General features: G+C 62.3%; 14 protein-coding genes. 7 read left to right on the top strand and 7 right to left on the bottom strand.

The annotated features are described in order from the left end of the window. Nucleotides 1-94 precede the first annotated feature (94 nt). Together JUB11_RS23695 and JUB11_RS23690 are read right to left on the bottom strand one after the other, a co-directional pair. Nucleotides 95-493 (bottom strand): hypothetical protein, encoded by a 399-nt coding sequence (locus tag JUB11_RS23695; protein ID WP_207461255.1) that lies wholly within the window; start codon nt 491-493, stop codon nt 95-97. A 184-nt stretch (nt 494-677) separates the two neighbouring features. After that, a complete protein-coding gene (locus tag JUB11_RS23690) occupies nt 678-1,100 on the bottom strand; it encodes a hypothetical protein (protein ID WP_207461254.1) in 423 nt (140 codons plus the stop codon). Between the two features lie 382 nt (nt 1,101-1,482). Here JUB11_RS23690 and JUB11_RS23685 point away from each other — a divergent pair, with 382 nt between their 5' ends. Continuing rightward, the gene (locus JUB11_RS23685; protein WP_207461253.1) at nt 1,483-2,355 is read left to right on the top strand and encodes a glycosyltransferase; all 873 of its coding nucleotides are present in this window, start codon (nt 1,483-1,485) and stop codon (nt 2,353-2,355) included. Beyond that, nucleotides 2,342-2,713: a hypothetical protein gene (locus JUB11_RS23680; protein WP_207461252.1), complete on the top strand. Its 372-nt coding sequence runs from the start codon at nt 2,342-2,344 to the stop codon at nt 2,711-2,713. Before JUB11_RS23685 ends, JUB11_RS23680 begins: the two co-directional genes overlap by 14 nt. 720 nt (nt 2,714-3,433) lie before the next feature. Here JUB11_RS23680 and JUB11_RS23675 read toward each other — a convergent pair. Beyond that, complete coding sequence (locus JUB11_RS23675; RefSeq protein ID WP_207461251.1) at nt 3,434-3,895, bottom strand: MucR family transcriptional regulator; 462 nt, start codon at nt 3,893-3,895, stop codon at nt 3,434-3,436. A gap of 1,230 nt (nt 3,896-5,125) precedes the next feature. Between JUB11_RS23675 and JUB11_RS23670 the strand changes: the two genes are divergently transcribed. Both JUB11_RS23670 and JUB11_RS23665 read left to right on the top strand, forming a co-directional pair. Next, on the top strand, nt 5,126-6,148 hold the full coding sequence (locus JUB11_RS23670) for a TRAP transporter substrate-binding protein (protein ID WP_207461250.1): 1,023 nt from the start codon (nt 5,126-5,128) through the stop codon (nt 6,146-6,148). Nucleotides 6,149-6,153: 5 nt separating this feature from the next. Next, complete coding sequence (locus tag JUB11_RS23665) at nt 6,154-8,253, top strand: ATP-binding protein (protein ID WP_207461249.1); 2,100 nt, start codon at nt 6,154-6,156, stop codon at nt 8,251-8,253. A 15-nt stretch (nt 8,254-8,268) separates the two neighbouring features. On the opposite strand, the gene JUB11_RS23660 is transcribed toward JUB11_RS23665, so the two are convergent. The 4 genes from JUB11_RS23660 to JUB11_RS23645 all read right to left on the bottom strand — a co-directional run bounded on the left by JUB11_RS23660 (nt 8,269) and on the right by JUB11_RS23645 (nt 14,625). Continuing rightward, nucleotides 8,269-10,383, bottom strand: coding sequence for an ATP-binding protein (locus JUB11_RS23660; RefSeq protein WP_207461248.1), 2,115 nt, complete (start codon nt 10,381-10,383; stop codon nt 8,269-8,271). A gap of 99 nt (nt 10,384-10,482) precedes the next feature. Then, complete coding sequence (locus JUB11_RS23655; RefSeq protein WP_207461247.1) at nt 10,483-10,977, bottom strand: hypothetical protein; 495 nt, start codon at nt 10,975-10,977, stop codon at nt 10,483-10,485. Between the two features lie 636 nt (nt 10,978-11,613). Then, nucleotides 11,614-12,915, bottom strand: coding sequence for a pentapeptide repeat-containing protein (locus JUB11_RS23650; RefSeq protein WP_207461246.1), 1,302 nt, complete (start codon nt 12,913-12,915; stop codon nt 11,614-11,616). A gap of 135 nt (nt 12,916-13,050) precedes the next feature. Continuing rightward, nucleotides 13,051-14,625 (bottom strand): hypothetical protein, encoded by a 1,575-nt coding sequence (locus JUB11_RS23645; RefSeq protein WP_207461245.1) that lies wholly within the window; start codon nt 14,623-14,625, stop codon nt 13,051-13,053. Nucleotides 14,626-14,992: 367 nt separating this feature from the next. Here JUB11_RS23645 and JUB11_RS23640 point away from each other — a divergent pair, with 367 nt between their 5' ends. From JUB11_RS23640 to JUB11_RS23630, 3 genes are read left to right on the top strand one after another with little or no spacing between them, the layout of a single operon-like run. After that, nucleotides 14,993-16,036 (top strand): DsbA family protein, encoded by a 1,044-nt coding sequence (locus JUB11_RS23640; RefSeq protein ID WP_207461244.1) that lies wholly within the window; start codon nt 14,993-14,995, stop codon nt 16,034-16,036. A 57-nt stretch (nt 16,037-16,093) separates the two neighbouring features. Next, nucleotides 16,094-16,690 carry a DUF2726 domain-containing protein gene (locus tag JUB11_RS23635; RefSeq protein ID WP_207461243.1) on the top strand — a complete coding sequence of 199 codons (597 nt, stop codon included), beginning with the start codon at nt 16,094-16,096 and terminating at the stop codon, nt 16,688-16,690. A gap of 4 nt (nt 16,691-16,694) precedes the next feature. Continuing rightward, entirely contained in the window at nt 16,695-17,720 is a 1,026-nt protein-coding gene (locus JUB11_RS23630; protein ID WP_207461242.1) for a M48 family metalloprotease, read from the top strand. Nucleotides 17,721-17,844: the final 124 nt, after the last annotated feature.

The following is a 17,844-nucleotide window of genomic DNA, read 5'->3' as shown; positions in this document are numbered from 1 at the left end:
GACCAATTTGCTATCGAGAAAACCCTACCTTGACGGACGTGACCGACATCGCGCTCACTTTATAGCAAACTTAGCCCGTTGCACGGTGTCTAAATCAAAAGGTCAGCCGGTTGATAGCCCCTCGGCAGATCAGCGCGCCAGCGAGAAGCGCGTTGGACAGATGCAGGCGGTCTAGGGCGGTAATACCTATCTTTGACGGCCCGCTCAGGAACCGTGCTTCCGCGGCAAACAGATTTCTGGGCTCCGCCTTCCGAAGCTGATCCGTCAATGATGACGCGGCGCTCAGGATGTGCTCCAAACCGACATCTCCAGCGTTCGTGTTTCCTACCGCCAGGGATAGGCACAGGCATCGGGTTGCCTCCTCGATGCTGTGTGTCAGCATGCCGTCGCCCCTGGACGGCATTGCCGGTCGATCGTCAAACCGCCAACGCTCAGACAGTGCCTCCAGCGTCGATGCAGGAGCTGCGGCGAGTTGCTCCAGATAGGCGAGCACGGCCCGCTCAACCGGGTTGAAGTCGGGAGTAGCGCCCAGGCCTTTCCCGTCGGTGAGGAAGGTAGCTGACGACACTGTGGTGAGACTCACTGATAAGAGGCTGAAACGCTGCGAGGGAGACGACCATAGCGCCATCCCCGTAGCTCAGGCGTGACAACGGCGCTGCTACCGGTAACCTCCAGCGTTAGCGAGGAGGCGCCAACCGCCCCAGGTCCAACTCCCCTTTCGCACCCCAGCCCTCGGCACCGGGTTTCACTTCAGGTCGAAACGACTCGTACATCCGGAACGCCTGCCGAGCAAGGTCGGTTGGAGGAAGGGAGTTGGCCAGCTCGGTCATGGCGTGTCTCACGTCCTCCAGGTCATCGCCGAACTTGCCGGCCAGGTAGAGTTCGACGCTGGCCGGCGGCACCGGCTTGCCTTGGTGGAGTGCGCGTAGCCCGTCCTTGGTGTACACGGCTGGGATAGACCGGCCCATGAGGTCGAGATGGATCTCCTCGCCATGCTGGAGCGCCTTGCGCTTCTCGCTGACGGTATCCGGTGTGGGTTCATAGATCCCAAGCCGAACCCCCTTGGCATGGGCGGTGATGCCGGACAGCGCCTTGCCCACGCTTAGAGCCTCGTCCCACTCCAATCCGAGGCGCTGCGCCACGATGGCCGCCCAAAGGGTCAGCACAGGGGCACGGTTCACTTGGATTGTGCGATGGGGGCTTGCCATTGGCTCTGCTCGACGATGGTCCTGCAGCGGGAACGATCCGATCACCGCTGCAGTTCCGGCGAGGATTGATTCCACCAGCTGTACTGGAGAGAGCCATCCTGCTCTCTGTTTGACAGGGAGCAGACGCGCCGATATCCGTCGACTAACAACCCTTGCACCCACCCCGCTCCATGGTACTGCTGTGCTTGATCCGATGCCTCAATCCAGTTCCTTATTCCCCTACGAGCGGGAGGGCGGCTGGCAGCTCCCGGTCCCCCCTGGACAAGGGAAACCATTGGAGCAGCGCTTCTGCGGCCCGGAGCACGTTTCGGCAATCATCCCCGTAAAAGACGACCCTGACGGCCTGGCCCGAACCTTGGCTTGCCTGTGCCGAATGGTGCCGATCTCCCGGCCAAAAGCAGTCATCGTCGTCGACGACGGCTCCAACGATGGCGGAGAAGGCTCCAGAGCGGTACTGGAACGCGTCGACAGCGGCCTGTTCGATCTCCAGCTGGAAACCTTGCCAGTTAACCGTGGACCAGCGGCAGCGCGTAACGCCGGAGCGGCTCGCTCTTTGTCCGATTGGCTGTGGTTCCTGGATGCCGGTGTCAGCCCGTCCCTGGGCTATCTCCAGTTCATCACGTCCGCCGGCAGCAACCCGGCTGTGGCCTGGACCGGTCCCGTCGAGGCCGAAGATACAGGCCCTTACAGCGCCTACTACCGGGCGCAGCGCGTCCTATCTCCGCCTGTGGATGACCGGCGCATGCTGACTTCTGTGGTCACGACATCCGTCGTCGTGGCGCGCACCGCGTTCTTTGCGATCGACGGGTTCGACGAGCGGTTCCAGCGGCCTGCCTGGGAGGACATCGACTTTGGGCTCCGCCTGCGTGCGCATGGGCGAATCAACTGGCTTTCGAGCCTGATTGTCCGGCATGCCTTCCAAGAGAGCGAGTCTGACTTCCGGGCGCGTTTCGAGCGCTATGGCGCCGGAATGTGGGTGTTCGGCGACAAATGGAACTGCGATATGGAGCCCTGGCCGGTGACAGCTCGCACCGATGATCCCTTCCATCACGAGCTTGCCAAGGTGCAGTACGAGGCGACATTCAAGGGGTGGGCCCGGAACCAAGCACAGCAAGGTCCGCGGGGAGCAGGCTATGAGCCAAAGTAACGAAAGTCCCCCAAGCGCTCTGTCCGATCTGCACTTCACTCCGAAAGAACGCGACTTGATCCGCATGGAGTTTATGCCGCGCTGGAACAGCGCCCGCTCGATCCACGACGGCATCGTGGTAAAGCGTTGGGTGACTGGCCCCAACAAGAGCAAACCGAAGCCCTCAGCGACAGTCCCGTCGATGCTCGACCGCGGGCTTCTGTCCATGACGGACGACGGGAGACACTGGCTTCAGGCGAACTTCACGGACGCAGGGTTTGCTGCACTGAAGAGAATGGCCGCTGACAAGCGTGCGCTGCCACCGGATTTGTATCAGCACCTCATTGATGAGATCACCGCTCAAGGAGATGGCCCCTGACAAGGGGAGGCTATGAGCAAGGCCCACTTCCAGGCCCATAATCGGGATAGGGGGCGATCCTAGTGGATCGCACCCCTCCCACACCACCCGGCATGCGGGTCCGCACCGGGCGGTTCGAGGAGTTGAGGTTTCCCATGTCCGGTGGTGCCTGTCGCGTGCGGTCGGCTTCGTCGCTGCCCAGATCAGACGAGGCTTCACCTCGCCCTACGCTGGGCCGCCCCGCTGGCGCGGGCATCTGACGCATGGCCTCCCACATCGACGGGGGTCGGGCACTCCTCCTCGTTCGGCCCTTCGGTCGCGGCCAGGCCGCTCCCTACTATGGCCTCTGCTGACTTCTCGCTCCGGTTCGGTGCCATTCCTGGCCATTCCCCCGTCGCCCTTTCAGGCGCAAGGCGAGATCTCCCCAGGTAAGAACGCTCTCCGTCACCGCACGACCGCCGAATTTACGCCGCTTCCCCTTGATCACGAGAGCTTCGCGGATCGTTGCCCGCTCGCCCTGGTCGGCAGCGGCCTCATATCCGGTACTTGTTCATCGGCCCGCGGCTTCGATCCACGCTTCCTCCCCACGGTCGGTCACCCTTCCGCAGTTGCGCTTCACTTCGCTCGCCGTGATCAGCTTACGATGGGACTTCCACCCACAAGAGAACGCCCATGCTGGGCGCACCAACAAAAAGGGAGGCCCACCGAGCCTCCCTCAAGCACCTTGATACCAGCTCGCGATCAGGCGGCTTCGGCCTTCCGGCGGCCGCGCTTGGCCGGAGCAGCAACAGCTTCGGGTGCGGCCTCTTCCTTCTTCCGACCCAGGCCGATCTGCTTGGCGAACTCGCTGCGGCGCGCGGCGTAGTTCGGCGCGACCATCGGGTAATCCGGCGGCAGCCCCCACTTCGTCCGGTACTCGTCCGGGGTCATGTCATAGGTCGAGCGAAGATAGCGCTTGAGCATCTTCAGCTTCTTGCCGTCTTCCAGGCAGACGATATAGTCCGGCGTAACCGACTTACGGATCGAGACAGCTGGCTCCGCCTTCACCACTTCAGCCTCTGCCGGCTTGCCCAGACCAGTTAAAGCGGAGTGAATGGCCTTGATGATCTCGGGGACTTCCGCGATCTGGACTCGATTTCCGGACAGGTAAGCAGCGGCGATAGCCGAGGTCATCGTGGTGATGTCAGCAACTTGCTGGGCCATAGGAACTTTGCCTCTCGGTTGTGAGTTAAACAACGTATTTGGATCTACTGAAGGCTGAAATCGGGAGCGCGCCACACAATGTCAACCGCTGTGTATAGGGCAAAGAAACATTTGGCAAGTCAGATTCCCAACGCATGGGCTGCCAGTTCCCTCCCACAGGCAACTGACTTCCGGTGTCGCGATTGGCTCGATCGTTGCTCATCGCCGGGCTCGATAGCTGAAGGAAGAGCCTAGATTACAAGGCGCGTTTCGGGGCTATGGAGGAATGTTCGCCGCCCCGGCCTGTACCGAAGGCGGCAGATGCCGTCTGTCAGTTGTGGACGGCGGGTTGGAGCACGGGTGAAAAGGCGCTATCGGTGTTGGCCAATCGCATGATGCGCGCTTCATTGGGAAACGCAGCGGCTTGGGTCGTCGTCTCGATGTTCACTCAGCAACAGGCCAGAGCCTCGGGTGCCGACCGATCAGATCGCGAGTTCCGAGGCCACAATGGCAGGCCGTGCCTTCTCAGGCGAACGAGGCTTAGGCTCGCTGGGCAGATCATCAGCAGGAGGCCGCCTATCCCCTGAGCGATCACTATCCCTGTTGCCGCTCGCCTTCTCTGCCGTTTGCAGCACAAGCAGGTCCGAGGCAGAGCCGAAGTTCCACAAAGCGCGAATCAGGGACATAAGAAAGCTTCCCATCGAAGGTACTCGTTCGGCCGTTTATGCTCACGTATGTTATCTCCTGTCTATCATTAAGATTCTATGAGCTTGCTCCCATTAGAACAGTGCCTTGCTATCGACCCTGGCCAGCCGGTCAACTCGAAGCGCTTCTTTAGTGCTCGCGCATATTAGCCGCCCAGCTCTAAAACTTTACCGGCGCACCCGCCGAGATAAATAGACGCCCGGTACAGGAAACGACAGGAGGGGACTATCCCGCACAGCATTCCGCTGTCGCGTGGTTAACCTCAGTTATCCGGCTAGATCACTCGACCCGGCCAAAGACCTATCAACTACTCCTATCCCGGAACCAAAAGTACGTTACTTCAGTTTACCACTTGTGGACGGTTGAGCAGACACACGGCTCACGGCATCACCGTTCTTTTGTCTCAGAAGGTGCGCCGCATAAGCGATTTATTAATTGCTTCTCCCGATAATCGCTCTGGGAGAGCAACGGCGGGGAGTGTGTGTGGTGTGGTCCGTACGGTCCGGCAGAATCCTTTCTACTGCGGTCGGTTTCGCAGCTCTGCTGATGAGCAGCGCCATTCAGGCGCAGACCGCCAGCCCTGCCCTGCCCGCGACCCACTTACGCATCGTCGGCGGGCTTGCCGACGTGAGCCAGTACATCAACCTCGAAAAGCCCTTCTGGAGTGAGCGCATCAGCCAGCTCAGCGGAGGGCAGATCACAGCGGAGATCTCCGCCTACGACCGGAGCGGCATCCGCGCTCAGGACATGCTGCGCCTTCTCGAGCTTGGCGTTGTGCCCTTCGGCACCATACCAATCAGCGGTGCGGCGGACACCCCCGAGTTGGCTGTGGTGGACCTGCCTCTGGTCAGTCCGGATATCGCATCGCTGAAGCGGCTGGTGAACGCCTACCGCCCCTATTTGCAAGAGTATCTGAAAACCCAGCACGACATCGAACTGCTCGGCGTCTACACCTATCCTGCCCAGGTGCTCTTCTGCCGCAAGCCGTTCGGCAAGCTGGCCGATCTGCGCGGTCGCCGGGTCCGCACCGCCGGTGTCGCCCAGGCGGAGCTCGTGGAAGCGCTTGGAGCCACTCCGGTCGTCATTCCCTTTGCTGAAGTGGTTTCGGCCGTTCAGACGGACGTGGTTGATTGCGTGATCACCGGCACGATCTCGGGCAACAGCAACGGTCTGTCACAGGTCACCACGCACATCCACAGCATGGCGGTGAGCTGGGGAGTGTCGCTGTTCGCGGCCAACGGAAGCCGCTGGAGCGCCCTGCAGCCGGAGGTGCGCCCGTTCCTGCGCCGGAGCATCGCGGCTCTGGAGGAACAGATCTGGAAGGACGCCGACCAGAAGACCCACGAAGGCTTCGCCTGCAATACCGGGCAGGGTGAGTGCCTGTCCGGGAAGAAGGGCAGCATGACCCTCGTGCCCCAGGCGCCCGAGGACGTCATGCAGCAGCGGGACCTCATCGCACGCACCGTGCTTCCGGCGTGGGTTGGGCGTTGCGGCACGTCCTGTGCCGATGCCTGGAACTCGACCATTGGGCCCTTGCTCGCGATCCCAGCGCCCACGACATTGGATTGAACCCCATGCGCCGGTTGCCCCAAGCTCCCACCCTTATCCTGGCTGCCGCACTTGGCCTCGTCGCCGTACAGGCTGTGGCCACATGGCAGATCATCGAACGGGATCGGATTGACGAGGAAGAGAGCGCGGGACAACTGGTCCAGCGCTCGCTGGCGGTGGCCGAGGCCAACTTCAACCGCGGCATACTTCAAGTCGACGCCATGCTGGCGGGCATCAACAAGCTCGTTCCGATCCCGTCGGAAGGGCGTCCGGTGGCCCCAACCAACCAGGCGCTCTATGCCCTGGCGGACCAGAGCTTGCTGACGCGTGACCTGTTCATTCTGGCGGAGCAGGGCAAGGTCCGTGCTGCGCGTCGACAAGCCACCATCCAGCGCCCTCCGCAGTTGCCGGAGAGCTTCAACCCTGACCGTCTGGAGCATGGCACCCTTCGCATCGAGGGTCCGATCCGCAACCGGTCCACGGGGGAATGGTCTTTGTATGTCGGGCGGCGGGTGCCCAACGCACAAGGTGAGGGATTGACCGCCGTCGCCGAACTGCCCTTGGAGAACCTGACCCGCCTCATGGTCCCCGGTTCTGCCGGCGCCGGCTTCCGCGTCCTGGTGCAGCGCGACGATGGTCAGCTCCTCATGAGCGTTCCACATGCCCAGTGGCATATCGGCAAGCCCCTGCTCCGCGCCGCTCAACGGTTGCCCGTGGAACGCAAATGGGCTCACAGCGCCGATCCGATGGACGACAGTCTTGTCATCGCGGCCGCAGCTCCGACGCTGTACCAGGGCATCACCGTGACCGCCGAGATCGAAAAGCAGGATGCGTTGGCGGTCTGGCGTAATCGCGTCATGGTCACGGTGGCGATCTCCGGCACGCTCGCTCTGGTTCTCCTGGGTGGTGCCGTAACGGGTGCCCTTTACATCCGAGCCCGTGACCGAGCCGCCGCCGAGACCCGGCGGTCAAAGCATCTGCTCGACCAGGCGCTGAACTCCATGAGCGAGGGCTTTGTCCTTTGGGATGCTGATCGCCGGCTCGTCCTGGCAAACCCGCGCTATTATGACATGTTCCCACACCTCCGCGGCATCATCGAACCTGGACGCGTGTTCGATGCGTTGGTCACGCAAGCGGCTGTCGGCATGCTGCCGGAGGGTTCCGAGGAGGAGCGAGCGGCCTGGGTTGCGCACCGGAAGGCGGTGCATGAGCAGCTGAAGACCTTCGAGCAGGAAACGGTCGAGGGCACCGTCGTTGAATGCACCCAGGCACGCACACCGGATGGCTACGTCGTCTCCGTCTATCGCGATGTGACCCTGCGGCGGCGGGTGGAAGCCCGGCTGGAGGAAGCCAAAGAGGCGGCCGAACGGGCGCACCGGCTGAAGAGCGAATTCCTGGCCAACATGAGCCATGAGCTGCGCACCCCGCTGACCGCCATCATCGGCTTTGCCCAGGTGCTTGAGGCGTCCGATCCCACGAGGGATAAGGCCATGGCTCTCGAATACGCCCGCGACATTCGGGCCGGCGGTGAGAACCTCCTGTCCATCATCGACGCCGTCCTCATCATGTCCAAGCTGGAATCCCGGACCATGGGGATCCGAGAGGACAGCTTCGATCTCGGCCAGTCCGTTCGTGACTGGGCGCGGAGCCTGTCGGAGCAAGCCTTGGCCGCGGATCTCACTCTGGAGATCGCCTGTGGACAGGAGTTCTTCCCCTGCCGAGGTGACAGGCACCTCCTGAAGCAGGCGGTGCTGAACATTCTGACGAACGCGCTCAAGTTCAGCCTGCCCGGAGGCCGGATCATGGTGGAGGTCCGGCGGGCTGATGGGGGCTACGAGATCGTTGTTGCCGACACGGGCATCGGGATCGCCGCCGACAAGCTTCCTCATGTCTTCGATGCGTTCTACCAAGTCGAGAGCGCCGCGACCCGCTGCTACGGCGGCACGGGCCTCGGCTTGTCCATCAGCTTGGCGATCGTCACCCTGCACGAAGGCGCTGTGGTTCTGCAGAGCGAGCCTGGAAAGGGCACGACTGCTCGCATCAGGCTGCCGGCGCAACGAAGCACGGCACCGAGCCGCGAGAGCAGCCGGAACCTTGCCCTGATGCGCTCGGCGCCACAAAGCTAACGACAGCGGAGCTGTTCAGTCGCTTGCCTGAAGTTGGTTGGCAAGGGCCAGCAGCAGCCCTGGCATGTTGATGGGCTTGCTGGCGAAGTCGTTCATGCCCGCTTCCCGGCAGGCTTGATCGACGTCCTCGTGGGCATTCGCCGTGAGCGCAATGATCGGCGTGCATCCAGCGTCTCCGGGCAACGCACGGATGAGCCGCGTGGCCTCGATCCCGCCCATGATGGGCATGTGTAGATCCATCAGCACAGCGGCGAAGCTGCCAGAGCGCACCGCATCGACCGCCGCTTGTCCGTTATCGACGAATGTCGGCTGGTATCCCGCCTTGGGCAAAGAGAGCTTGAGTAAGTTCTGGATCATGGGGCTGTCTTCCGCGATCAGCAGACGCGGGTTCGCATCAGGCTTTCCCTCAATCGGTTCCAGGGGGCCAGCGGAAGCGGGGGTCGCTTCCTGCGCCGGCGGCCGCACTTCGTCTCGTAGGTTCACCAGTGCCTGCCGGAGCGAGGCGAAGCGTATCGGCTTTGCGAGGTCGGTGTCCTTCGACGCATCACCTTCCACCTGAGCAAGTCCCGTTCCGACCCAGATCCGAGGGACACCGGCAGGCAGCGCCTGCTCTATGGCTTGCGCATCGTCCCGATCGGCATCGAGTACGGCGAGTGCGGGAGACGGCGACGGTGATGGCATAGCCGTCGAGTTGCGGACTACCGTATAGCCAAGCCGCTCCAACTTCACCGCCATCGCCTCAGCTTCCGCATCCGAGCGCATCGCCAGCAACGCGACCTCTCGGTTGGTCTCCGGACGGGACAGGACGGCTCCTGAATCACTGGTTCCAATCGGGAGTTCGAACCAGAAGGTCGATCCGACGCCCGGTGTGCTGTCGACGCCGATCCGGCCGCCCATGAGCGTGACCAGCTCCTTGCAGATCGATAGGCCCAGGCCAGACCCGGCAATGCGCCGTTCCTCGTCCTGATCGAGCTGGCGGAAGGGCTGGAACAGTGTTTGGATCTCCTCCTCGCGGAGGCCTGGTCCTGTGTCCGATACAGCAATGCGGACTTGGAACGGTGTGTCGGGAGAGGGCGATACCCGGACGATCACACCGCCATCGTCCGTCACCTTGATGGCGTTGCTCACCAGGTTCAGCAGAACCTGTCGGACTCGATGACCGTCTGCGACAATGTGGCTGGGCGCACCAAAGGCGAACACGGATTCAAGCCAGAGCTTCTTCCTGAGCACGCTCGCCGTCTGAAGGTCCAGCACCGCTTCGACGGTCTCCTCCAGCGCGACCTCCGAGTTTCGCAGTTGGACCGCCGTTCCTTCCAGCCGGGTATAGTCGAGGATATCGCGGACCATACCAAGGAGCCTATGGGAGGATTCGAGCACCGCATTGGCGTACCGCCGTCCGAGCGGCGAAAGATCGGCTGCGGTGAGCAGCTCGGCCATCCCAATGATGCCGGTCAGCGGCGTTTTGATCTCGTGGCTCAGTGTGGCGAGGAAGGCGCTCTTGGCCCGGTTCTCGGCTTCGACCCTATCCCGCGTTTCCTTGTAGGCCTCGGCGTATTCCTCCGCCTTGCGCCTGGTCGATTCAGCCCGTCCGGATTGGACTAGCAGCAGGATGAGCAACGCGCCGATCGGAAGAACGAGGGCGCCCGCTGTCCACAGAACCTGGTTGAGGCGATCGACAAGCTCCGCCCGCTTCTCGGAAAAGCGTTCAAGGGTGATAGCGTGGGACTGTACAACGAAGTCCTGCATACGCTGTGTCAGCGCCGACGCGCTCTGCCGGAGCGGCTCGGACGAGGCTGGCTCGCTCAGATTCTGAACCACCGCATCCCACTGCCGGATTTCCGTGTCCAACCCGTTGAGAGCTTCGAGAAGGTTGAGGTCACGTTCGAAGATCAACCAGCCATCATGGCGAGCAATCTCCAAGCGGCTGAGAAGGATCTCATACCGAACCTGAACTGGTTCCTCGTTGATCCTGGCATTGGCGAAATCGTTCAACAGGTCTTTGAAGCGGTAGAACTCGACCTGCACCTGATGCAGCGACCATTGGGTGTTTTCGATGCGGGCACCGTTTTGAACGGAGATCTCAGTGTAGACACGCTGAACAAGAAGACCTGTAACCACAACCAGGGTCATTCCTGTCGCAACAACCGCTCCATAAACATACTTGGTTGGCAACGCGGTCAACCGGGAGAGAGCACGGCTTATCGTTCGGGGAACAATCTTCACGGAATATCACTCAAGCGTTATGGATTTGACCTGCCAGACACTGCGCGAATGGAAGATTTCGCTCTTCAGCTCAGGGTATCTGCCGAAGTCGTAGATCACGAAGATCGGCCCTTTGTCACGGATCAGCATCGGCTCGCCATTACGGCGCGTTGCCAGAAGCGGACCGTACTTTGCGATGTCGGATGCGGGGATCTCGGCCTTATAGTCGTTCAGCGCTTCGACCTTCATCGCCCGACCGGTTGCGTTGACGTGCTCAGCGAGCCGCGACAGAGGCACGCCGGTGTAAGCGACGGGCTCGGCGTTCCAGGGCGTTACGGTGCTTACGGTTCTCGTGCCGAGGGCTTCCAACGCTTCCAGAGTGAACTCGAACCGTGTACCAGCGGCGTTCTTGCTGTCCTGTACGGTCAGGATCGGATTTGCGCCGGCGGTTGCTGCAGGGGCGTAGGCAGCCGCACCGACGGCAAGCATCGCCGACACCGCAGCAGCAACGAGAACTCGCATCAGACACTCTCCATGCAGGCACGTTGGGCGATTTCCCCTGGAACCTAACTAACTCTGCACCATCCCGATTAATTTTCCGTATTCTTCGGAGGTAAAGGAGGAATCAGGTCGCGACGGACTACGCCGGATGTGGGGGATTCCGCGAGGGATAGTCTCAGCTAAGCTCCCTCGTTTCGAACGGCGAGGCGCCCATGCTTGCTCTGCTGGAGATCTCTCTTCGGTGCGACAACCCGGAACGGAACGTGGCGCGCTCCTATCACGTGGCCGCCGGTTACGACATGTTCGGGATGTGGTCCATCATCGTGCGGAATGGCCGTGCTGGAACCACCGGAGCAACGCGGCACTATAGCGTCACAGGGCTTGCCGAAGCTCGCCAGATCGTCCTGCGAAGCCTGAGAAGGCGGCTTTCAGCGCCCCAGAGGGTCGGCGCCCCTTATAGGGTGGTGAGCCTCTTTCACACCTCCGACGTCGATCCCGACCTCTGGATCCCTGCTGAGTTCCGCGCCGTGTCCATTCCTGACAGGAGTGCGGGAGCAGCCCTCCCGCCTGTCCATTCTGGACAGGGGAGACGGAAGCGTACCAGGATCAGGGCGACGGACGACACCTCAACACTGCGCCTCTTCTGAGCCAACGCACTTAGGCTCGGACACCTGCAACGCCGCTGACACTCGCCGCGGTGGCCAGCTGAGCCGGTGTAACGGTCGCCTCAAAAAACTTAGCCTCGGTCAGATCAGCGCCCGTAAAGTCCACATCGGTGAGGTTGGCGAAGGACAGGTCCGCACCCACCAGCGCCGCTCCCTTGAGCACCGCTCCCGACAGGTTCGTGTTCCGCAGCCGTGCTCCGGACAGGTCGGCAGGCTTCCGGCGGCCTTCGTCGATGAGAAGGTCCCGGAAGTTCGCCCCAGTGAGGTTTGCGCCGTTCAGCTTCGCACCACGCAGGTTCACGCCTCGGAGATCCGCTCCCACAAGGTCGCACATCCGGAGATCCGCTCCCTCCAGGTTCGCCGCCTGCAGCATGGCTCCGGTCATCTCCACGCCATAAAGCATCGTCCCAGCGGCCTGCATCATTGTCAGCATGGCCCCTTCCAGCGATGGCCCGTTGCGCAGATCACAGCCACGCAGGTCCAGCAACTCTCCCTCGGCTCCGTTGGTCTCCAGAAAGCGGCGGTGATCGTAGAGCATGTGCTCGATGAGCCTCGACATCTCGTGCACCCGGGTGCCGCGAGGCCGGTCGGTAAGAACGTCCTCCATGTTTGCGCCATCGAGTTTGGCGTCATTGAGCTTCGCGCCATAGAGCACCGCGCCCCTCAGGCAAGCGCCCCGCAGATCGGCCGCCGCGAAGTCGACGTTCTCCAGGTTCGCGCCGGTGAAGTTAGCGCCCTTCACGTTGGTGCGGATCAGCTTCGCGCCGCGCAAGATGGCGTCGGTGAAGTCGGTCTTGGTCGCCATCGTCCCGGACAGGCGGGCGTTCGTAAGGTTCGCGCCGGACAGGTCAGCGCCGGTGGACAGCGATGGCTTCAAGCTGATGTCGATCATCCGCAGGTTTCCATCCCGGTCCTGTTCGGCCAGTACGCTTTCCCGCAGATCGGCCTCGAACAGGTTCGCGCCAATGAGGATCGCTCCGCGCAAGCAGGCACCGCGCAGGTCCGTCCTCATCAGACTCGCACGCTCCAGATTGGCCTTCTGGAGATCGCAGGAGGCCATGGTCGCCCCGTCCAGCCGCGTTTTGGTGAGGTTCGCCCCAACCAGGGAAGAGCCGAAGAAATCGGCATAGGAAAGGTCGAAGCCAGAGAAATTCAGACCGGACATGTCGAAGGAGGACAGGTTTGCCCGCCGTCCACCGGGGCGTGCGATGCGGAACTTCTGATGATTCTGAACAATAGCTTCCAGCCGCTCCTGGGTCATGCGAGCGAGGGGTTGCGAGAAATCGCTGCTCATAGAAACTCTTCCTTGCGTTACGACGTTGGCGCGCTAGACCCAGTGCGGTATCAGTCAACTATCAGAAAGGCAGATCAAGCACAAGCGCAGTAAGCAGCCGTGTCCTGCACAGTTCTTGACGGTTATGCAAACTGATCACAGCCAGTGCACTTCCAAGGTCGATGGGTTTGCTTTCAGGTTCGACGCTGTAGCATTTTTTGAGCTTGCCTGACGTCGGCGCAGTGTTTCCGCGAGGCTTGGAGACAGAACCTCGGCAACGGCCAGCGTTGCTTGCCAACGCGCGGCCCACGATGCCTCCTCAGCGGGCATGCGCCCAAGCACATCATCCGCTTGCCGCTGAACGGCCGCGAGGATGCTGTTCCTGGCTGTCTTTGCTGCCGCCCGGCACTGCAAGCCATCCGCCACGTCGCCGATCGCGCAGACCAATGTAGCTGCGCAAACCGCAGCGGTGACCGCCTCGCCGCCGGTACTCTCCGGGCTCATGCCGAACATAGGGCCGCATGCCAACCCGCTCAGCGCCTCCAGCAGGTTGGCTGCCGGCCTGCCCACAAAGCGCTTCCGAACCGCTTCGAGATGTTCACGGGGCCTTCCACGCGGGTCCAAGAAGCCCACACTGTCGATGCGCTTTAGGGACCGCGAGAGCAGGAACAGATCATCGCCGGCCTTCAGGCGAGCGGTATGCCGGTTCTGGGAGGACCGGACGTCCGTAATGGACTGGGCGGTTCGGTCAGCCTGCATCTCGACGGAGCCGACCAGGTCCTCGACATAGGCAAGCATCTCGGCGCTGCACCTGGTATCCCGTGGCGATTGCCCGCCGGTTTCCAGAATGACTCTGCGCCGAAGGATCTCCAGCAGCGGGCTGGGATGTTCTAGCGCACGCCCGAGCAGCACGAAGAAGGCCGCAGCGGGTGAGCGCCCCAGGTGCCCTGGCGGCACGTCCGCCAGAAGCACCGGAAGCGCTTGGCCAACGGCGAACATCGCCTGGTCCATGTCGATCGACTCTCTCCAGCTCTGCTTGGCCGCTGCCGTCTGAAGCAGACGCGCCACGTCGAGGAGCGTGCCACCCGCCCGGTGTTGCGCCTCTAAGGCCAGCCAGAGGCTTTCCAGCACGGGATATGTTCGGGGACCCACAGCCCCTTCCCCAGCCACCCCTCCGAGCCTGAGGATCTCCAGCATGACCGCTTCTACGGCCGCTGGCTGTCGGATGACCTCTCCAAGGATGTCACGTAGGGCCAGCTGGGCGGCTGATGCGGTGAGCAGCACCACTTCCGGATCAGGGACGCCTTGTGCCGCCGTCACCGCCGCTGCGTACCTGTTGCAGAGATCCGAAATCCGCTCCGGCGCCGTCCGATACGCCAGCGCCCAAATCGCCCGCAACATGCTTCGCGGAACCGACCAGGGGCGGGCATCGTCATTGTTCGCGAACAGCAACTCTGCCGGCGCAAACGCGAGCCGCGAGACGGTTTGCAGTCGTGGTCCGCAGCGTGGCGGGATGCGACGGCCGAGAATGTTCAGCAGCCGATCCAGCGGACCGCTTCGCACGCTCATCGCTTTCCAGCCGAGTACCCGACGCACCTCCAGCTCCCGGACGATCCTGGCCAAAGTGGTGTTGTCCAGATCCGACAGGAGAGACAGCGCCTCGGTGAGCCCGTCCCCGTCATCATCGAGCGCATGAGACGTGCTTAAGGTCGCATTCTTTAGGCGGGACATGGCGATGCTCCGCGTTGGTCAACCGAGGCTCCTGACGGGGCCGGTGCTGTGACAGGCGCTCTGTGTCGAGTCCCGACCGGCGCTGCCCTATGTCCGTTCTGGACGGAAGGCACGCTTCTTCGCGCTCCTCGACAGCCCGAAGCAACAGCGTCGGTCTCTGGGAATGCGTCGACAGGGGATAAGAACATTAGGCGCATCGCGCGGCATCCGATCCGGCAGGCAGAACGCTCCTGACTACCTCGATCCCGCCGTGCTTCGCGCTGCAGATAGATGCGCTGAAAGTGAACTTTTCAACGGCGCGGCGCACAGGCCGAGGCCGCTAGGGTCAGGGCCAGTTCAGACCAACACCAACACTGGAATCCCCGCCATGACCGTGAAGAAGATCCTGTTCGCCGCCCCCATCGCTCTCGCCCTGTCAGGCTTCGGACCCGCCATCGCGGCAGACGATGCCGTGCTCATGACGCTGCTGAACCGGATTCAGGCGCTGAGCGAAGAGAACACGCGCCTGACGATCGACAACCAGCGCCTCTCGATGGGTGTGGCTCCCCGCGACAATGCCGTGCAGGCGCGTCCGGCCAGCCCGACCATTCCCAAGCTCCTGACGCCCGAGCAGGCGACGGCGCAAAAGGCGGCGGCCAACCAGACCATCAACCTGCCCGTTCCCACTCAGCAGCAGCCCAGCACTCCGGGCATCGCGCTCCAAGGCAACGCGGTGCAGCTCGCCAGCGGTCCGTCGCCGAGCGCCGACATGGACCCCAAGCAGTTCGATGCGCTCATGCGCGAGTGGGTCAAGACCAACGCGGGCTACATCTTCGCCAGCGTTAACACCCACCTCGCCGAGCAGCAGCAGGCCAACCAGCCAAAGGTGGCCGACTTCGCCGCCCGTGCGTCGGAGCTGTTCGAGAAGGACGCAGTGACGGCGGGCGCCGAGGGTGCCAACGCCAAGGTCCGCATGGTGGTCTTCGCTGACTACAACTGCCGCTACTGCAAGGAGATGCAGCCGGTGGTCGACAGGCTCATCAGCAAGAACCCGGAGCTGCAGGTGGTCTACCGTGACCTGCCGATCCTCTCCCCGACCTCGCGCCTCGCGGCTCAGGCTGGCCGGGCGGCCGAGCGGCAGGGCAAGTATGCCGAGTTCCACAAGGAGCTCTACCGCCTGACTCAGATCGACGAGAAGTCCATTCTGGACCTGGGAGCCAAGCTGAACCTGGATGTGGAGAAGCTGAAGGCCGACATGACCTCGCCCGAGATCGCCTCCCTGGTCACCAACGACCTGAACCTCGGCGAGAGCCTGAAGATCCAGGGCACCCCGTTCTTCTACATCGAGGGGGCCGAGCGCACTTACCCTGGCGCCGCTCCGGAAGGTGCTCTGCAGGACGCCATCACCAAGCTGCGCAACAAGAAGGCCTAATTGCAGGCAAGGGGCCTCCGCCAAGCGGAGGTCCCAACCTCGTTATGAGGCACCATCATGAGCGAACTAGGCCAAGGCTTGATCGTCGTTGTTATCGCGATCCTAGTTGTTGTCTTGCTTAAAGACCTATTGTCTAACGCGACATCATCAAAAAAGAACGGTGCGCTATACTCATCAAAGCCGCTTCTCTCGGATTGGGAAAGAAAGTCGCTGGAAGAGTTACGCGTTGCCGTTCCTAACGATTGGCACATATGCCCCCAAGTGCGTGTTGCCGATCTGCTGACCATAAACACAAAGTCGTACTCGGAGCGCTTATCAGCGCTGAACAGGGTTGCGAAGTATAGCGTGGATTTTGTCATCCTCGACCCGCATCGAAACGCCATCTGCGTTATCGAACTGGATGACTACTCCCACAAAGAGAGTAAGCGGCGAGCACGAGACGCGACTGTGAACCGGGCACTGGATGAAGCAGGCATTCGCCTTGTCCGCGTCAGACCAGCAAAACGTCACGACTGGTCGAAGATTTTGAGAGATGCACTCGGGTATGACCCGCTGCAGCCGAATATCGCCTCCACAGACCTCGCGCTGAACGCCATACGGAATGCCCCGCTCAGTGCAGGCACTCAGTTGGTTTATCTTCATTCTAAGGACTGATCCCATGCCATTGCGCATCCGAGGCACGAAGCGCGCCCGCCTGACCTTCGTGGCCCTCCTGCTTCTCACCCTCCTGCTCGCCGCTCCGTTTGCCGCTGTCACAGTGCAGAGCCTGTTGCTCGTCGTCCAGGGCGGGGACAAACAGCTCGATGGCGTCTTCGGCCTTGTGCTGGTCGGGCTTCCCTTTGCCGGGTGGACGTTCCGGTTTTTTGGCCGTTGGCTGTTTGCCGCGGATAGCATCGCCAAAGCCGCGAAAGCCAAGATCATCACGCCGAGCATCATCGAGGCGGGAACCCTCATCTCGCCGGCGGAAGCGAACCTTTACGGCCTGGTTCATACATTGGCCAAGAAGGCGGGGCTCCCCGCCGCTCCCAAGCTCGCGATCGTTCCCAACGCGGAGATGAACGCCTTCGCCGTCGGTCGGCCATCGAATTACCTGATCGGCGTCAACGTGGGAGCCGTGAACGCTCTCTCCCAGGATGAACTCGCTGCGGTTCTGGGGCACGAGGTTGCCCATGTCGTCATGGGCGATTCCTCGACCAAGGCGCTCGCCTACGCGATTCAAGACTCCTTGGCGACCTTCTTCCTGCGGCCGCTTCTGAAGCTGCACGGTGTAATCCGTGCGCTCCCCATCGTGCTTGGAGCAATGGTGCTCACCTTCCTGATCGCCCTTGGGAGCGACGAAACGAAGATCGCCGCTATCCTTGGCGCCATCCTGTTGCTCCCGCAGATCGCCCTCACCGTGATGCTGCTGTGCCAAGCGCTGATCGCCCTGCACAGCCGGTGGCGGGAGTTCCACGCCGATGCCGCCGGAGCCTCACTGGTCTCAACCGAGGCGATGATCTCGGCCCTGACAAGGATCGCCAACGACCCGACCGGCCGCCTCGCGATCAAGAACCCGCTCCACGTCCCGGCTGCGGCCGCGTTCGGAATCAAGGACGCTTACGTGCTGGGAGGGATCTCGCGCCGCCTGTTCGCCTCTCATCCGGCGACTGAGGCCCGGATTAAGGCTCTATCGAAGGCGCTCTGACCTTCCGGACGCGAACAACGCCCTGCCTCACACCCCTAGACCCCATGTCCCTGCCGAGGTGAGGGTGGCTCGTCTCACGTTATGTCGAAATCGAGGATTGCGCTGGGTGGGCCGGCGCCGAGCC

It is taken from the genome of Azospirillum sp. SYSU D00513 (assembly GCF_017356015.1).
Lineage (GTDB): Bacteria > Pseudomonadota > Alphaproteobacteria > Azospirillales > Azospirillaceae > Azospirillum.
The sequence above is the reverse complement of the archived record's forward strand: the minus strand, read 5'-3'. Positions and strand labels throughout refer to the sequence as shown.